This window comes from Methylosinus sp. (assembly GCF_036560965.1).
Lineage (GTDB): Bacteria > Pseudomonadota > Alphaproteobacteria > Rhizobiales > Beijerinckiaceae > Methylosinus.
The window spans coordinates 1-1,675 of the sequence record NZ_DATBQF010000051.1 but is presented as its reverse complement, the minus strand read 5'-3'; the positions used below and the strand labels follow the sequence as shown (position 1 = coordinate 1,675).

Annotated in this window: 3 protein-coding genes; all 3 read left to right on the top strand. The window is 66.9% G+C overall.

Annotated elements, in window-relative coordinates:
* Window positions 1-630: dihydroneopterin aldolase (locus tag VIF40_RS12845; protein ID WP_331937905.1), on the top strand; the 630-nt coding region annotated here is incomplete at its 5' end.
* On the top strand, window positions 627-1,241 hold the full coding sequence (locus VIF40_RS12840) for a uridylate kinase (RefSeq protein WP_331937904.1): 615 nt from the start codon (window positions 627-629) through the stop codon (window positions 1,239-1,241). The genes VIF40_RS12845 and VIF40_RS12840, both read left to right, overlap by 4 nt.
* Window positions 1,238-1,675, top strand: a 438-nt coding sequence (locus VIF40_RS12835) for a flavoprotein (protein WP_331937903.1), incomplete at its 3' end; no start/stop codon positions are given. The genes VIF40_RS12840 and VIF40_RS12835, both read left to right, overlap by 4 nt.

Sequence of the window (1,675 nt, the reverse complement as noted above, 5' to 3'; positions counted from 1 at the left end):
GATTGCATGAGCGTCGGCGTTCTCGCCGATTTTGTCGGCCAATGCCGCGCGCTTGGCCTCAAGGCGGGCCTCGCGGGCTCGCTGGAGGCGCCGGACGCGCCGCGCCTGCTGGTGCTGAGGCCCGACGTGCTGGGCTTTCGCGGCGCGCTTTGCGAGGCCGGCGATCGGCGCAACACGCTGGCACCGGACGCCGTGACGCTGATCCGCGATTTGATTCCGCGCGAACAGGCTCCAACTGTCGCGCCCGCTTCCAGAGGAGTCGAGGTCGATCACGTCTTCGTGCGCGATCTCGTGATGCCGGTGGAGATCGGCGCCTATGGCTTCGAGCGCGGCCACGCGCAGCGCGTGCGCTTCAACGTCGATGTCGAGGTTTATCGACTCGCCGGGCCGGACGACATGCGCATGGCCTTCTCGTATGACGTGATCATGGACGCGATCAAAATCATTCTCGCGGCGGGACATATCGAGCTTGTCGAGACCATCGCCGAACGTCTCGCCGAGCGCGTGCTCTCGCACGAACGGGTGCACGCCGTGGGCGTCGAGGTCGAGAAGCTCGATGTCGTCGCGCCGGGCGCGGTGGGCGTGCGCATTCGCCGCGAGCGCGCCGCTCCCTTGAGCGCGCCCGCATGAGCGCGCTCGTCGTCAAGATCGGCGGCAGCCTGTGGCGTTCGCCGCTCCTTGCGCGATGGATCGCCGCGCTGCCCGCGTTTCCGGGGCCGCTCACCATTGTGCCGGGCGGCGGACCTTTCGCCGACGCGGTGCGCGCGGCGCAGCCGCCGATGGGTTTCTCGGATCACGTCGCGCACAAGATGGCCGTCCTGGCGATGGAGCAATATGGCCTGGCGCTGGTCGATAAATTCGAGGGCCTCGATAGCGCGGCGACGCCGGAAGAGGCGGGCGCCGTCCACGCCAGCGGAAGCATCGCCGTGTGGCGCCCGAGCGCGATGGCGAGCGATTTGCGCGTGGCCGCGAATTGGGATGTGACCTCCGACAGCCTCTCCGCCATCTATGCGCATGAGAGCGGCGCGGCGCGGCTTTTGCTGATCAAGAGCGTCGATGTCGATACGGCGCTCGACTCGCGCGCCCTCGTCGATCCCTGCTTCGCCTCTCACGCCGCCGGGCTCGATGTCTTCATCGCCGGCCCCGGCGCGCTGGATGGGGCGCCTGAAATCCTCGCGCGGGGCGGCGTCCCCGGCTCTCGCGTTTTCCTCGCCAGTTCGTCACGAAAGATCGCTTCATGAAAAAAGTTCCAACGCCGCGCTGGGGCTGGGCGCTGACCGGCTCCGGCCATTTCTTCACCGAATGCCTCGACGTGATCCGCACGCTCGATCATGTCGATCTCTTTGTCAGCAAGGCCGCCGCCGAGGTCGTGCGCATGTACAAACACGACCTCGCTCTGCCCAGCAATGTGCGCGTGTTCAGGGACACGACGGCGAGCGCGGCGCCGGTCGGCAATTTCTATTACGGCGTCTATCATACGCTGATCGTCGCGCCGGCGACCTCGAACACCGTCGCCAAATGCGTGTTCGGCATCTCCGACAATCTCGCGACCAATGTGTTCGCGCAGGCCGGCAAATGCCGCGTGCCGACCATCGTCTTCGCCTGCGACACCGCGCCCGAACTCGAGACGCGCGCGCCAAAGGGCATGGTCAAGGTCTATCCACGCCGCATCGAT

What these genes read in the sequence shown, in the direction of transcription:
- VIF40_RS12840 (WP_331937904.1), top strand. Translation starts at nt 627, where the DNA reads ATGAGCGCGCTCGTCGTCAAGATCGGCGGCAGCCTGTGGCGTTCGCCG.